Origin of the sequence: Roseateles sp. (assembly GCF_965262435.1) — a bacterium.
Lineage (GTDB): Bacteria > Pseudomonadota > Gammaproteobacteria > Burkholderiales > Burkholderiaceae_C > Paucibacter_A.
The window spans coordinates 185,716-199,867 of record NZ_OZ253537.1; the positions used below are offsets into that span (position 1 = coordinate 185,716).

17 protein-coding genes are annotated in these 14,152 nt (G+C 63.2%); 1 reads left to right on the forward strand and 16 read right to left on the reverse strand.

The features are described 5' to 3' along the window. Nucleotides 1–53: 53 nt before the first annotated feature. The 12 genes from ACQY39_RS00845 to ACQY39_RS00900 all read right to left on the reverse strand — a co-directional run bounded on the left by ACQY39_RS00845 (nt 54) and on the right by ACQY39_RS00900 (nt 9,935). Complete coding sequence (locus tag ACQY39_RS00845) at nt 54–467, reverse strand: F0F1 ATP synthase subunit epsilon (RefSeq protein ID WP_102769300.1); 414 nt, start codon at nt 465–467, stop codon at nt 54–56. Between the two features lie 83 nt (nt 468–550). Next, on the reverse strand, nt 551–1,975 hold the full coding sequence (gene atpD / locus ACQY39_RS00850; protein ID WP_263518134.1) for a F0F1 ATP synthase subunit beta: 1,425 nt from the start codon (nt 1,973–1,975) through the stop codon (nt 551–553). A gap of 45 nt (nt 1,976–2,020) precedes the next feature. Beyond that, nucleotides 2,021–2,902, reverse strand: coding sequence for a F0F1 ATP synthase subunit gamma (gene atpG, locus ACQY39_RS00855; RefSeq protein WP_428503025.1), 882 nt, complete (start codon nt 2,900–2,902; stop codon nt 2,021–2,023). Nucleotides 2,903–2,964: 62 nt separating this feature from the next. Then, nucleotides 2,965–4,518, reverse strand: a complete 1,554-nt coding sequence (gene atpA, locus ACQY39_RS00860; RefSeq protein WP_263517794.1) for a F0F1 ATP synthase subunit alpha — start codon at nt 4,516–4,518, stop codon at nt 2,965–2,967. Between the two features lie 92 nt (nt 4,519–4,610). Next, nucleotides 4,611–5,144, reverse strand: coding sequence for a F0F1 ATP synthase subunit delta (locus ACQY39_RS00865; RefSeq protein ID WP_428503026.1), 534 nt, complete (start codon nt 5,142–5,144; stop codon nt 4,611–4,613). A 2-nt stretch (nt 5,145–5,146) separates the two neighbouring features. Continuing rightward, nucleotides 5,147–5,617: a F0F1 ATP synthase subunit B gene (locus ACQY39_RS00870; RefSeq protein ID WP_428503027.1), complete on the reverse strand. Its 471-nt coding sequence runs from the start codon at nt 5,615–5,617 to the stop codon at nt 5,147–5,149. Between the two features lie 38 nt (nt 5,618–5,655). After that, nucleotides 5,656–5,901 (reverse strand): F0F1 ATP synthase subunit C, encoded by a 246-nt coding sequence (atpE, locus tag ACQY39_RS00875; RefSeq protein ID WP_058721792.1) that lies wholly within the window; start codon nt 5,899–5,901, stop codon nt 5,656–5,658. A gap of 90 nt (nt 5,902–5,991) precedes the next feature. After that, nucleotides 5,992–6,882 carry a F0F1 ATP synthase subunit A gene (gene atpB, locus ACQY39_RS00880; protein WP_428503028.1) on the reverse strand — a complete coding sequence of 297 codons (891 nt, stop codon included), beginning with the start codon at nt 6,880–6,882 and terminating at the stop codon, nt 5,992–5,994. Between the two features lie 2 nt (nt 6,883–6,884). Then, a complete protein-coding gene (locus ACQY39_RS00885) occupies nt 6,885–7,538 on the reverse strand; it encodes an ATP synthase subunit I (RefSeq protein WP_428503029.1) in 654 nt (217 codons plus the stop codon). A gap of 192 nt (nt 7,539–7,730) precedes the next feature. Continuing rightward, nucleotides 7,731–8,645, reverse strand: a complete 915-nt coding sequence (locus ACQY39_RS00890) for an SMP-30/gluconolactonase/LRE family protein (protein ID WP_428503030.1) — start codon at nt 8,643–8,645, stop codon at nt 7,731–7,733. A gap of 69 nt (nt 8,646–8,714) precedes the next feature. Continuing rightward, nucleotides 8,715–9,209: a GNAT family N-acetyltransferase gene (locus ACQY39_RS00895; RefSeq protein WP_263517800.1), complete on the reverse strand. Its 495-nt coding sequence runs from the start codon at nt 9,207–9,209 to the stop codon at nt 8,715–8,717. Between the two features lie 36 nt (nt 9,210–9,245). Next, entirely contained in the window at nt 9,246–9,935 is a 690-nt protein-coding gene (locus tag ACQY39_RS00900) for a cytochrome b/b6 domain-containing protein (protein ID WP_428503031.1), read from the reverse strand. A 142-nt stretch (nt 9,936–10,077) separates the two neighbouring features. Between ACQY39_RS00900 and ACQY39_RS00905 the strand changes: the two genes are divergently transcribed. Beyond that, nucleotides 10,078–10,545 carry a c-type cytochrome gene (locus tag ACQY39_RS00905; RefSeq protein ID WP_263517802.1) on the forward strand — a complete coding sequence of 156 codons (468 nt, stop codon included), beginning with the start codon at nt 10,078–10,080 and terminating at the stop codon, nt 10,543–10,545. Nucleotides 10,546–10,578: 33 nt separating this feature from the next. Here the strand turns inward: ACQY39_RS00905 and ACQY39_RS00910 are convergent, their stop codons facing one another. The 4 genes from ACQY39_RS00910 to ACQY39_RS00925 are packed head-to-tail and all read right to left on the reverse strand — an operon-like array spanning nt 10,579 to nt 14,120. After that, nucleotides 10,579–11,214, reverse strand: coding sequence for a glutathione S-transferase family protein (locus ACQY39_RS00910; protein ID WP_428503032.1), 636 nt, complete (start codon nt 11,212–11,214; stop codon nt 10,579–10,581). 44 nt (nt 11,215–11,258) lie between these two features. Continuing rightward, complete coding sequence (locus ACQY39_RS00915; protein ID WP_428503033.1) at nt 11,259–12,017, reverse strand: alanyl-tRNA editing protein; 759 nt, start codon at nt 12,015–12,017, stop codon at nt 11,259–11,261. A 43-nt stretch (nt 12,018–12,060) separates the two neighbouring features. Then, on the reverse strand, nt 12,061–12,909 hold the full coding sequence (locus ACQY39_RS00920; protein ID WP_428510686.1) for a PhzF family phenazine biosynthesis protein: 849 nt from the start codon (nt 12,907–12,909) through the stop codon (nt 12,061–12,063). A gap of 2 nt (nt 12,910–12,911) precedes the next feature. Next, nucleotides 12,912–14,120: a PLP-dependent aminotransferase family protein gene (locus ACQY39_RS00925; protein ID WP_263517805.1), complete on the reverse strand. Its 1,209-nt coding sequence runs from the start codon at nt 14,118–14,120 to the stop codon at nt 12,912–12,914. Between the last annotated feature and the right edge of the window lie 32 nt (nt 14,121–14,152).

Consider the following 14,152-nt stretch of genomic DNA (forward strand, 5'->3'; position numbering starts at 1 on the left):
GCGCTGGGTTCAGAGCCAGAAAAGCGGAGCTTCCCGACCCTGGAACTTGCGAATTACTTCTGACGGAACTTGCGCAGCGCCGCGATCTGAGCCGCCATGGCAGCGAATTCGCTTTGCGCGGCAGCAAAGTCGATATCGCTCTTGGCGTTCTTCATCGCTTCTTCGGCCAACTTCTTGGCTTCGGTGGCTTTGGCTTCGTCCAGGTCCTTGCCGCGGATGGCGGTGTCGGCCAGCACGGTTACCGTACCCGGCTGCACTTCCAGAATGCCACCGGCGACGAAGACGAACTCTTCGCTGCCGTCGGCCTTCTCGATGCGCACGGCACCCGGCTTGATGCGGGTGATCAGGGGCGTGTGCTTGGGCAAGATGCCCAGCTCGCCGCCTTCACCCGGCAGCGCGACGAACTTGGCTTCGCCGGAGAAGATCTGCTCTTCGGCGGAGACCACGTCAACATGAATGGTTGCCATGATTTGTATCGTCCTTAGCGTTGAAAAAGAGAGTTAGCAGGAGCTGCCGCCGAAGGCTTGAGGCCTGCGGCGGCGAGATTCCATCAACCCAGCTTCTTCGCCTTTTCGAACGCTTCGTCGATGGTGCCAACCATGTAGAACGCTTGTTCCGGCAGGTGGTCGCATTCGCCAGCCACGATCATCTTGAAACCACGGATGGTTTCCTTCAGCGGCACGTACTTACCGGGCGAGCCGGTGAACACTTCGGCCACGTGGAAAGGCTGCGACAGGAAACGCTGGATCTTGCGAGCGCGGGACACGGCCAGCTTGTCTTCAGGAGACAGCTCGTCCATACCCAGAATCGCGATGATGTCGCGCAGTTCCTTGTAGCGCTGCAGCACTTGCTGAACGCCGCGGGCGGTCAGGTAATGCTCTTCGCCGACCACGTTCGGGTCCAGCTGACGCGAGGTCGAGTCCAGCGGGTCCACGGCGGGGTAGATACCCAGCGAAGCGATGTCACGCGACAGCACCACGGTGGAGTCCAAGTGGGCGAAGGTCGTGGCAGGCGACGGGTCGGTCAAGTCATCCGCAGGGACGTAAACGGCCTGGATGGAAGTGATCGAACCGATCTTGGTCGAGGTGATGCGCTCTTGCAGACGGCCCATTTCCTCGGCCAGCGTCGGCTGGTAGCCCACGGCGGAAGGCATACGGCCCAGCAGCGCGGACACTTCGGTACCGGCCAGGGTGTAGCGGTAGATGTTGTCCACGAAGAACAGCACGTCCTTGCCTTCGTCACGGAAGGACTCGGCGATGGTCAGACCGGTCAGGGCCACGCGCAGACGGTTGCCCGGAGGCTCGTTCATCTGACCGTAGACCATGGCGACCTTGGAGTCTTCGAGCTTCTCGAGGTTCACGACGCCCGAATCGGCCATCTCGTGATAGAAGTCGTTGCCCTCACGGGTACGCTCGCCCACACCAGCGAACACCGACAGACCGCTGTGGGCCTTGGCGATGTTGTTGATGAGTTCCATCATGTTCACGGTCTTGCCCACACCGGCGCCACCGAACAGACCCACCTTGCCGCCCTTGGCGAACGGGCAGATCAAGTCAATCACCTTGATGCCGGTTTCCAGCAGCTCTTGCGAGGGGCTGAGTTCGTCATAAGCAGGAGCTTGGCGGTGGATCGAAGCGACTTGCGCTTGATCAACCGGGCCACGCTCGTCGATGGGCGAGCCCAGCACGTCCATGATGCGACCCAGGGTGGCCTTGCCGACCGGCACCTGGATGTTTTCGCCGGTGTTGTACACCTGCGAACCGCGGCGCAGACCGTCGGAAGAGCCCAGAGCAATGGTACGCACCACGCCGTCGCCCAGCTGCTGCTGAACTTCCAGCGTCAGGGCAGAGCCCTCCATCTTCAGCGCGTCATAGATCTTCGGCATCTGGTTGCGCGGGAACTCCACGTCCACCACGGCGCCAATGCACTGAACGATCTTGCCAACCGCGTTGGTTTGAGTGTTCGACATATCGATTCCTTCAATCAGTATTCGTTGCGTATGGTTTGGCGAGCAGCGGGATCAACCCACCGCGGCCGCGCCACTGACGATTTCGCTCAGTTCCTTGGTGATGGCGGCCTGGCGGGTCTTGTTGTAGACCAGCTTCAGCTCACCAATCAAGGTGCCGGCGTTGTCGGTTGCGGCCTTCATCGCCACCATGCGTGCCGATTGCTCGGACGCCATGTTTTCCGCCACAGCCTGATAAACCAGCGCTTCGGTGTAACGCACCAAGAGCTCGTCGATCACGGACGCCGCGTCGGGTTCGTAGATGTAATCCCAGGCGTGCGAAGACTTGTCGGTGTTCGCGCTCTGCATGCCTTCGGAGCTCAGGGGCAGCAGTTGCTGCACCACCGGCTCCTGCTTCATCGTGTTGATGAAGCGGGTGTAGCAGAGGTAGACGGCCGAGAGCTTGCCTTCCGCGTACGCGTCCAGCAAGACCTTGACCGGGCCGATGATCTTCTCGATATGCGGCTGGTCACCCATCTGCGTGACATGCGAGACCACCTTGGCGCCGATGCGGTTCATGAAGCCCAAGCCCTTGTTGCCGATGGCAACGACTTCAGCTTTTTGACCGCCCGCTTCCAAGTCTTTCAACTTGGCCGTGGCTGCGCGCAAGAGATTGGTGTTCAGACCGCCGCACAGACCCTTGTCCGTCGTGACCACCACGAAACCGACCTGCTTGGCCGACTCGTTGGCGACCATGAAGGGGTGCTGGTACTCGGGGTTGGCCTTGGCGAGGTTGGCGGCGATATTGCCGATCTTCTCGCTGTAAGGACGGGCCGAGCGCATCCGTTCCTGCGCCTTGCGCATTTTGGATGCAGCGACCATTTCCATGGCCTTGGTGATCTTCTTGGTGTTCTCGACCGACTTGATCTTGCCGCGAATTTCCTTGCTTGATGCCATGATTTCTCCTGTTCAGATGGGGCGGTTCAGCGCTTGGTGCTTGTTCCGCCCCGTCATGGGCATTAAGCGAAAGACTTCTTGAACGTGGTGATCGCAGCGTTCAGCTCGGCTTCCGCATCCTTGTCCATGGCCTTGTCGGCTTCCAGCTTAGCCAGCAGAGCGGCGTGGCTGGTCTTCAGGAACTGGTGCAGGCCGTGCTCGAAAGCCAGAACCTTCTTCACGTCCAGGCTGTCCATGAAACCCTTGTTGACCGCGTACAGCGTCGAAGCCATCAAGCTGATGGGCAGCGGCGAGTACTGAGCCTGCTTCAGCAGTTCGGTCACGCGGGCACCGCGGTCCAGCTGCTTGCGGGTGGACTCGTCCAGGTCGGAAGCGAACTGCGCGAAGGCAGCCAGTTCACGGTACTGGGCCAAGTCGGTACGGATACCACCGGACAGGTTCTTGATCAGCTTGGTCTGAGCAGCACCACCGACGCGCGACACCGAGATACCGGCGTTGATGGCGGGGCGGATACCGGCGTTGAACAGGCTGGTTTCCAGGAAGATCTGACCGTCGGTGATCGAGATCACGTTGGTCGGCACGAAGGCGGACACGTCACCGGCTTGGGTTTCGATGATAGGCAGCGCGGTCAGCGAACCGGTCTTGCCCTTCACTTCACCCTTGGTGAACGCTTCGACATAGTCGGCGTTCACACGAGCGGCGCGCTCCAGCAGACGGCTGTGGAGATAGAACACGTCGCCAGGGTAGGCTTCGCGGCCCGGCGGGCGACGCAGCAGCAGCGAAACTTGACGGTAGGCCACAGCTTGCTTGGACAGATCGTCATAGATGATCAGCGCGTCTTGACCGCGGTCGCGGAAGTACTCGCCCATCGTGCAGCCCGAGTAGGCCGAGACGTACTGCATGGCAGCCGACTCAGAGGCCGAAGCGGCCACGACGATGGTGTACTCCATCGCGCCGTTGGCTTCCAGAGCGCGCACCACGTTCTTGATCGACGAAGCCTTCTGGCCGATCGCAACGTAGATGCAGGTCATCTTCTGACCCTTCTGGCTGATGATGGCGTCGATGGCCACGGCGGTCTTGCCGGTCTGGCGGTCACCGATGATCAGCTCGCGCTGGCCACGGCCGACGGGCACCATGGAGTCGATGGACTTCAGGCCGGTTTGCATCGGCTGGTCCACAGACTTACGGGCGATCACGCCAGGAGCGACCTTTTCGATCACGTCGGTCAGCTTGGCGTTGATCGGGCCCTTGCCGTCGATCGGCTCGCCCAGGGCGTTGACCACACGGCCGATCAGCTCGGGGCCGACGGGCACTTCCAGAATGCGACCCGTGCACTTGACGGTGTTGCCTTCGGAGATGTGCTCGTAAGCACCCAGAATCACGGCGCCGACGGAGTCGCGCTCGAGGTTCAGGGCCAGGCCGTAGGTCGGCTTGCCATCGGCACCGGCCGGGAACTCCAGCATTTCGCCTTGCATCACGTCGGACAGACCGTGGATGCGGCAGATGCCGTCGGACACGGACACGACGGTGCCCTGGTTGCGGACGTCCGTCGATGCACCCAGACCCTCGATACGGGACTTGATGACTTCGGAAATTTCAGCAGGATTCAAATTCATTGCTATGGCTCCCATCTGGACTAACGTCTGTTGCCAGAGCGGTAGACACAGGGATGAACGAAAGGGGGTGGCGTCGCGCTCAATCGCCTTGATCAGGCGGTGAGCGCCACTTTCATGCGCTCCAGGCGGGACTTGACCGAGGTGTCGAGCACCTCATCGCCAACCACCACCCGGATGCCGCCAATCAATGCCGGCTCCAGCGTGACATGGGCTTGCAGCTTGCGAGCGAAACGCTTCTCCAGCGCCGCCACGACCTCGGCCAACTGGGCCGGCTCGATCGGGTAGGCGCTGAAAATGGTCGCATCGGCCACGCCTTGAGCGGCATTGGCCAGCGCATGGAACTGCGCTGCCACCGCGGGCAAGGCTGCCAGGCGACCATTGGCGATCACTTCACGCAGAAAACTCTGCATGCCTTCGGCCAAGGGCTGATCAGCGGCCGCCGTCATGATGGCGAGCACCTGCTCAGGCTGGGCCTTAGGGCTGTCGGCAAACTGGCGCAGCTCGGCGTCTTGCGCCACCAGAGCCAGCGCAGAAATCTGCTGGCCCCAGGCCTTGACGTCAGCCTTCAGCGCGACTTGGTAGAGCGCTTCAGCGTAAGGACGGGCAATGGTTGCGAGCTCAGCCATGATTACAGCTCCGTCTTCAGACGGCCCAGCAACTCGGCGTGCACGCTGGCATTGACCTCGCGCTGCAGAATCTGCTCGGCACCCTTGACGGCCAGTGCGGCGACCTGCTCGCGCAGGGCCTCACGGGCACGCATGGCTTGCTGCTCGGCTTCAGCCTTGGCAGCGGCCACGATCTTGGCGCCTTCTTCTTCTGCACGCACCTTGGCGGCGTCCACGATGGCGGCGGCACGCTTTTCAGCGTCAGCCAGCTGCTTGGTGGTTTCACCGCGCGCTTGGGCCAGTTGCTCGTCGACCTTCTTGTTGGCCGTGGCCAACTCGGACTTTGCCAGGTCGGCAGCCTTCAGACCGTCAGCGATCTTCTGGGCGCGCTCGTCCAGTGCCTTGGTAATAGGCGGCCAGATGAAGCGCATGGTGAACCAGACAAGGATCGCAAAGACGATCGCCTGCAGGAACAGGGTTGCGTTGATATTCACAGCACGATCCTTTCAACCGTGAAAGGTTGGCCGTTCAATTAGATGGCGAAGGGCTTGGCGAATGCGAACAGCAGAGCGATAGCCACGCCGATCAGGAAAGCAGCGTCGATCAGACCAGCCAAGATGAACATCTTGGTTTGCAGTTCGTTCATCAGCTCAGGCTGGCGAGCCGAGGATTCCAGGAACTTGCCACCCATCAGAGCGATACCGATCGAAGCGCCCAGAGCGCCCAGACCAACGATGAGACCGCAAGCCAGCGCGACGAGACCGAGGATGTTTTCCATGATTAGCTCCAGAAGGGAAAGTAAAGAAAAAAGGAAAGGGACAAACGAACTTACAAACTTACAAACTCAACAGCAGGACAGCTGCAGCGATCAATGTTGATCGTGCGCCTGACCGGTGTAGATCAAGGTCAGCATCATGAAGATGAAGGCCTGCAGGGTGATGATCAGGATGTGGAACAAGGTCCACACCGTGCCCGCCACCAAATGGCCCAGACCCAGCCAGAAGCCACCCGACAGGGGGTTCAACTCCCAGGCCCAGACGCCACCCATCAGCGCGATCAGCATGAACACCAGCTCACCCGCAAACATATTGCCGAACAACCGCATGCCGTGAGACACGGTCTTGGCCGCGAACTCGATCAGCTGCATCAGGAAGTTGATCGGGTACAGGAACCACTTGTCGCCGAAGGGCGCTGCCAGCAGCTCATGCGTCCAGCCGCCAATGCCCTTGATCTTGATGCTGTAGAAGAAGCACATGATCAGGACGCTGGTCGACAGACCCAGCGTGGTGGACAGGTCGGCGGTCGGCACCACACGCATATAAGCGTGGTGGGCGTCATGGCCCATGGCGGCATAGGCATGCGTCCAAGCGGACGGCAGCAGGTCGACCGGCAGCATGTCCATGAAGTTCATCAGGAAGATCCAGACAAACACGGTCAGCGCCAGAGGCGAGATCACCTTGCGGCTGGCGGCGTTGTGAATCACGCCCTTGGCCTGGTTCTCGACCATTTCAGCCAGGATTTCCACGGCAGCTTGGAAGCGGCCCGGCACACCCGAAGTGGCCTTGCGCGCAGCGCGCCACAGGAAGAAGCAGCCGATCACGCCCAGCAACACCGAATAGATCAGCGAGTCGAGGTTGAACAGGCTGAAATCCACAATGCTGGTCTGCTTGACCGCTTCACCGGCAAAGTTCACTTGCATGTGCTGCAAGTGATGCTGGATGTATTCGCCCGCGTTCGGCGCGTGTCCTTCGGCTGCCATTGTCAGTTTCCGTCCCGCTTGGCGTGGCTTGAGGCCACGCGATTTTTGCTGAAACGACCCTGCAGAAGCAGGGCCACCCAATTAACTTTCAAACACCCGATCAGCCCAACCAGCAGTGCTGGCCAGTACAGCCCGGGCATCCATTTCGCAGCCGCGGCCAACATCGCCACGGCCAACATGATCTTGATCAGCTCCCAGAACATGAAGCCCAGCACGGCAGCGCCAGGAATCCCTCTGAAGAGCCCGGTCATACCCCATGCCATCAAGGCATTGGGCAGAACCACCGCCGCCACCCCACACAGGGCCGACCGCGCTTTTTCAAACCCACCCAGCACGCCGTCGCCGGCAAACCAGGCTCCCAACCACCACAGCACGATGATCAAACCACCGGCCACGGCCTGCGCCCCCACCACCCGCCAGGGTGACAAAGGCGGATGACGAGCCACCAAGGCTTGCGCTTCCTCCCGCGTGAGCGTCTTGAAAGCAGCCTCGTCGGCCCCATCCTCTTGAGCTTCTCCGCGACCGTCATCATCCCAATCAGCCGGACGGAACTTTCGCTCTGTCGCTGGCTTGGACTGCACCACCGGCGCACTTGCGGGCTTGGCAAGCTGTGAACCCCTGGAATCGCTCCGGTGTTCGCCCTCAAATTCGCTCATGTCTGGATGACGGCTGTCGGCAAAACCCAAAGATTATATGTGGAAACCCGTAGCCCTGGAAAGCCGAACCGTCGAGAGCACCCTCCAGACCCTCTGGCGCCGCCGGGCCATGGCTGCGCGCGCATGATCCGACTGGTCCATGACTTTTGCCTGACAGCCCGGGCTCCCGCCGGGGCAATCGACGCGAAATTGCTAGGCCCGGAGCCGATGCGGAGGCAGGCCCGGCACGGCCACACGCAGTTGCAACACACAGCCGGCCCAGGGCTGGGCGGCCAACTCTTCGGCCGGGCGCTTCTCGCGCGCCGTCGTCAGATAGAGCGTGTGCAGATCGGCCCCGCCGAAGGTCGGCATGGTCGGGCAGCGCACCGGCAGCTTGATTTCCATCAAGACCACACCCTCAGGTGAGAGTCGCAGCAGACGTTGCCCCTCAAACATAGCGACCCAGTAGCAGCCCTCGACATCGACCGCCGCGCCATCGGGCCGACCGCCATAGCTGTCCAGAGCCTGGCCGGCGGCACGCGGCTCGAAACGAGCGAACAACTCGCGCTCACCCAAGTGGCCGGTGTCCGCACTGAATGGGAAACGATAGATTTCGTGCGCCTTGGTGTCAGACCAATAGAGCTGGGTCTGATCCGGGCTCCAGGCCAGGCCATTGGAGGTGGTGATGCCAGCGGCCGCCTGACTGAAGCGACCTGACTCATAACGATACAGGGCAGCGTCAGGCGCTCGCGCGTCGTCGATGCTGCCAATCCAGAAGCGGCCGTGCGCATCCGGCTTGCCGTCATTGAAGCGCTGGCGCTCCGGCGCATAGGGAGGCGGAGCCAACAAACTGCAGTCGCCACTGGCCAGGTCAAGCCGGAACAGACCCTGGCGCTGCGCCACCGCCAGACCGCCGCCCTCGATCAAGGCGATGCAACCAGGCTCGCTCGCGACCGCCCAGCGGCGCAGCTCGCCGTTTGAGGGGTCGAGACGCAGGATCTGGCGCTCGGCAATGTCCACGTAGTAAAGCGCCTGCTCCTCAACGCACCAGAGCGGCGACTCGCCCAAAGTGGCGGCAGCCGGACCGGCCTGGGTGACAAGGTACAAAGGGGCGGACTCGGAACTCATACAGACCTGACGCAAGCGCAAAAGCGACATGCTACGGCCGTAACCCGATGAAACCCGGCAGGCCGGAGCTCAGTCCAGCTCGACGCGCAGATAGTGGGCGCCCGGGATGGGGTTGAAGTAGTAAGGCGGCACCGCGGCAAAACCCAGGCTCTCGTACAAGCCGCGTGCCGCTTCCATATCGTCCAGCGTGTCCAACAACATGGATGAATAGCCGGCCTGAGAAGCCCGGTCGATCAGGCCCTGAGCCAGCAGACGTCCCAGCCCAAAACGGCGGAAGGCGGGGCGGACGAACAAGCGCTTCATCTCGCAGGCATTGGGGTAGTCGACATCGGGCAGATTGCGAAAGCCTCCACAGCCGGCCACCGCACCGTCCACCAAAGCCAACAAGAGCAGACCTCCTGGCGCGGCGTACTGGCCGGGCAAGACGGCGAGCTCGGCCTCAAAGTCCTGGAAACAAAGATCCACCTGAAGGCTGGCGGCATAGTCACGCAGGATGTCGCGTGCCGCCGACCAGCTCGGGCCGTCGTCAGGCGTGATCAAGGTAATGTCGGGGCTTTCGTCCATGCAACGCCGCAGTGTAGTGAATGAATGCTGGCGGGCTCAAACGACCGGGGCAGGCGTCACCAAGAGATAGACGCCGGCGGCGCAGGCCGCCAGCAGGGTCAGGGCAAACAAGCGGCTGGCCCAGGTGTCGCGAGCCGGCGGCACGGCCGCCTGCAAGCGCTTGTCACCCGAGAACATGGGGCCGATCAGATCCTTGCTCCGCCCGAGGCGGTGGTAGGCAATCGCCGCCACATGCAAGGCCACCAGGGCGTAGAGCCCCCATTGCCCATAACTCTTGTGATAAGCGGTCCAGGCCAGGCTGATCTCCGAACTCACCTGGCTCACCAGCGGGCCGCTGAAGGCGATTTCGTCATCGGCCACCAAGCCCGAAGCCACCTGCAGCAGAAGCCAAGCCAACATGGCCAGCACCGAATACGCACCCAGCGGGTTGTGGCCGACCTCGAAATGGTCATCCGCGCGAGGGCGACCGCGCAGGTAGCGCAGCAGCGCCGCCGGGCTGTAGAGAAAGCTGCGAAAGCGCGACCAGCGCCCGCCCACCACACCCCAAAGCAGGCGAAAGCCCAGCAGCGCCAGCACCGCATAACCCAGGCGCATATGCCAGACCATGGCATTACCTCCGACCTTGGCACTGAGCACAGAGCCCAGGACACAGAGCACCAAGGCCCAGTGAAACAAGCGGGTCGGCAGGTCCCAGATCCGCACCCGCGTCAACAAGCCCTCGGACATGTGCAACCCTCCATTCAGCTGCGGCAACGATACCCCAGTCGCGCCCTGCCGACAGCCCTGAAAAACGGCCGGGTCTTCCGTACACTCAAGCCGGCCTTTGGCTGTACCGTCTGTTCAATCCACACCGAGGACGCAACGCATCATGACGACCCCGACCAAGCAACACCTGACCCTGGCCCTGCTCTGTCTTAGCGCATGGGCGACCAGCCTGCCGGCCCAGGCGCAATTCCAGAAACCGGAAGACGCAGTCAAATACCGCAAGGCGGCCTTCACTCTGATGGGCAGCCATTTCGGGCGCATGGGCGCGATGGTGCAAGGGCGCGCGCCCTTTGATGCCGCCGCAGCGGCCAGCAATGCGGACATCGTCGCCAACCTCTCGCGCCTGCCTTTCCACGGCTTTGTCGAAGGCACGGCCAGCAAGGAAAAAGGCGGTGCCAAGGCCGAGATCTGGAGCGAGCGCGCCAAGTTCGACGAGGCCGCCAAGAAGATGCAGGACGAGGTCGCCAAGCTGGCTGCGGCCAAACCCGCGACCGTGGAACAGCTGAAAGCCAGCTTCGGCCCGGCCGCCAGCACCTGCAAGTCCTGCCACGACAGCTTCCGCAACGACTGAGCCCTCGACGCCGCGCCGCCCTGCGGCTGAAGCTCAGGGCTGGCCGTTGGCGCCGTGCTCCCGGAAACCGGCGCGCTGCTCCAGGCGCGCCAAATAGGCACGGGCGGCGGGCACATCCGGCCGCCCCGCATCCTCCAAGGGAGCCACACGCCAGCGCTGCAGCGACAGACCCAACACCACGTCGGCCAAGGTGAATGGCTCGCCGCAGACAAAGGCGCCGGTCCGCGCCAACTGCGCATCGAGGATTCGGACATGGCGATGCCAGGCCGCCACGCCCTGGGCCAAAAGCTGCGGGTCTTGATGGGCCGGGCTGTGCCGCACCAGGCTCATGAAGGCGTAGCGCCAGGCGTTGTTGAACTCCCCGGCCTGCCAATCCATCCACTGCTCGACCTGCGCCCGAGCCTGCGGCCCCTGGGGCAGCAGGTCCAGGCGCTGCTCGCGTACCGCCAAATAGCGGCAGATGCTGTTGCTCTCCCAGAGCACGAAGTCGCCATCGATCAGCACCGGCACCATCGCGTTGGGATTGAGGCGAGTGAATTCGGGCGTGTCGGTCGCGGCAAAGCCCGAGCCCCAGTCTTCTCGGTCGTAAGCGAGACCCAACTCCTCCAGGGTCCAGAGGACTTTGCGGACGTTGATGGAGCTGGCTTTGCCCAGTAGTTTGAGTGTCATCGGAGTTTTGGAATGAGCGCCCAGCTGCCCGGGCAGGGCAAGACTCAGGCGAGCGCTGCGTTCACGGTCTGCGCAAAGCCCAGCACGACCCGCCGGGTCGAAGCCGACTTCTTTTCAATCTTGGTGACGGTCAAACCACCAATCTCAGCGGTATTCCCGACATGGGTGCCGCCGCAAGGCTGCAGATCGACGCCCTCGATGCGGAGCACGCGCACACGACCGGTTCCGCGCGGAGGCTGCACGCTCATGCTGCGAACCAGGCTCGGATTGGCGTCCAGCTCTTCGTCCGTGATCCAGCTGTGGCTGACGGCATGGGCCGCAGCCACCAGTCGATTCAAGCCTGCGGTCAGCGCCTCTTTGTCAAACGGCGCATCGGTATGGAAGTCGAGCCGCGCATAGCTCTCGGTGATGGAGCAGCCATCGACCGGATAGGGCAGCAGCGCGCAGAGCAAATGCGTGGCCGTGTGGAAGCGCATCAAGGCATGGCGGCGCGCCCAATTGAGGCGAGCCTGCACCTGCATGCCCGGCAGCAAAGCCGCCAGCAGCTCCTCCTGGCCCGAGGTCGGCACATGGAGGATTTCGCCCTCCGCCCCCGGCTCCTTGCTTTTGCGGGTGTCTGCAATGGCCAGCATCCGGCCATCCGGCAGCAGCACGTCGCCCGCGTCACCGGCTTGCCCGCCTCCCAGCGGGTAGAACACAGTGCGATCGAGTACCACGCCGCGTTCGTCGACGCGCAGCAGACGCGCCTGGCATTCCCGCAATGCCGAGTCCTCGCGAAACAAGGCTTCGGTCGCCTGACTCATCATCCCAAGCACTCCCGCGCGGCGTTGAGCCGCAAGCCTCCGCTTACAAGCGGACTTCGCCCGCGATCAGGGGCACGACGTCACCGCCGATCCAGGTCGCCTCCGCATCTCGCTGGACATGGATGCGCCCCGCTCGACCCAACTTGGCTCCTTGCGCGGCGACATAGCGATCGGGCGCCAGGCCCGCTTCGATCAACCACAGGGCCAGGCCGGCATTGAAGCTGCCGGTGACCGGGTCTTCCGGCACACCGATATCCGGCACGAAGGCGCGCACCTCAAATTGCTGCGGCGAAGCTGCCGGGTAGGCACCCACCACGCCGAGCTTCAGGCCCTGCATGGCCCCAAAGTCGGGCTGCAAGGCCAGCACGGCCTCGGCAGAGCGCAGGCGGGCGGCGATCCAGCCCGGCCCGTTGTCCACCCAGACCACATCCAGCACGGCATCGGCAGGCAGCCTCAAAGAATGCAGGACTTGCGCATGCAGCTCGGCCGAGACCGGGCCGGAACGCTTGAGCGGCGGCGCAGCGAACGCCAGGCGCTCGCGCTTGCGATCGCCGCCACGCTGGATCGTCACCAGGCCGATCTCGCACTCCTGCACCACCCGGCCTTTTTGCTTGGGCACTCCGCCGGCGCTCAGCCAGCAATGCGCCGAACCGAGTGTCGGGTGGCCGGCAAAAGGCAGCTCGCCACCGGGCGTGAAGATGCGCACCCGGTAGTCCGCCTCCGGCCGCGTGGGCGGCAGCAGAAAGGTGGTTTCGCTGAGGTTGGTCCAACGGGCAAAGCTGGCCATGGCGGCGTCGCTGAGCCCCTCGCCGTCGATGACGACGGCCAGGGCATTGCCCAGCAAGGGCATGGCGGTGAAGACGTCGACTTGGGCGAAGCGGCGCGTCTGCAAGCTCATGGGGTGGGCTGAGCGCCGTTGTCCAGCGCCTCGCGCAAGACCTTGCCCAGGATGGCCACACCTTCTTCGATCTGCGGCGGCGTCAAGGTCACGAAGGACAGACGCAGGGTGCGCGGATCAGGGTTCTGGGCGTAGAAGGCGGCGCCAGGCACGAAAGCGATGCCAGCATCGACCGCCTTGGGCAGCAGTTCCATGGCGTTCATGCCTTCGGGCAGGCGGATCCAGAAGAACATGCCGCCCTTGGGGCTTTGCCAGACGCAGCCCGGCGGCAGGTGCTTTTCCAGGCCGGCAGCCATGGCATCACGGTTGGCCTTGTAGCGGGCGCGGATCTTGGGCACATGCTCATCGAGGAAGCCGTTCTTGACCACCTCATAGACCACACGCTGGTTGAAGCCAGGCGTGTGCAGGTCGGCCGCTTGCTTGGCTTGCAGCAGCTTGGGGTAGAGCTCGCTCGGGGCGATGATGAAGCCCAGGCGGAAGCCGGGGGTCAACACCTTGGAGAAGCTGCCCAGGTAGATGGTGCCTTCGGGCCAGAAGGAAGCCAGGGCCGGCAGCGGCGGCTCGTCGAACCAGAGGTCGCCGTAAGGGTTGTCTTCGATCACCGGCACGCCGGCGGCCTTGGCCGCGGCCATCACGGCCTGGCGGCGTTCCAGGCTCATCACCCGGCCGGTGGGGTTCTGGTAGTTGGGCAGCAGGTAGGCGAAGCGGGTGCCGGGCGCGTCATGCGGCAGGCGTGCGAACTCGGCCGGATCCACGCCTTGCTCGTCACTGGCCAGGCTCACGAAGTTGGGCTCGTAGGGCGTGAAGGCCTGCAAGGCGCCGAGGTAGGTCGGCGTTTCCACGGCCACCGGCGCGCCGGCATCACAGAGGATCTTGCCGACCAAGTCCAGGCCTTGCTGAGAACCGCTGGTGATCAGCACCTGATCGGGGTTGACGGTCATACCCAAGCTGGCCATGCGGGCCGCCACCCATTCGCGCAGCGGCGCAAAGCCCTCGCTGGCCGCGTACTGCAGGGCTTCCTTGGCGTTGTGGCTGAGCACCTGGTCGCAAGCGGCTTTCAAGGCCTCGACCGGGAAGGTCTCGGCCGAAGGCAGGCCGCCGGCCATGGACAGGATGCCCGGTTTTTCGGTGACCTTGAGGATCTCGCGAATGATGGACGGGTTCATGCGCGCGGCGCGGCGTGCTTGGTTCCAGATGCTGCTCATGCTTCTTGTCTCCTGCTGATTCATTCAAGAAA